Below are 300 nucleotides of genomic sequence, written 5' to 3'. Positions count from 1 at the left end.
ACAGAAGAATCATATTCAACTGGTGCTATACGGGAAGGAAGAGTGCGTGATGATTGATTATATAGCCATGCAGGCCTTTTTAAATTCGATTCCCTCAGGAGGCCTTTCTTCATTAAACATTTTTTTAAACAAATCAAAAGTGTATTGTTGCTCTTTTTGATCCCATTGGGGTGGTGATGCGGTTTCTTTTTTAAGTGTCAGATGCATGCGTTCATGACGCCCATTTTCCTCAGGGTGTCCTGGCCTAATTCGCTCAGGAACGATTCCAAGCTTAATAAGCCATACCGAAAGCCTGCTTAA

1 protein-coding gene is annotated in these 300 nt (G+C 41.3%); it reads right to left on the bottom strand.

Going from position 1 to position 300, the window contains the following annotated elements:
• Positions 1–57: 57 nt before the first annotated feature.
• A partial coding sequence (locus Lqua_RS18710) for an integrase core domain-containing protein (RefSeq protein WP_157076132.1) occupies positions 58–300 on the bottom strand: 243 nt, incomplete at its 5' end.

Source organism: Legionella quateirensis, from assembly GCF_001467955.1.
In the GTDB taxonomy this organism is placed as follows: domain Bacteria; phylum Pseudomonadota; class Gammaproteobacteria; order Legionellales; family Legionellaceae; genus Legionella; species Legionella quateirensis.
Note: the sequence above shows the minus strand (reverse complement) of the source record. Positions and strands in the feature narration are given on the sequence as shown.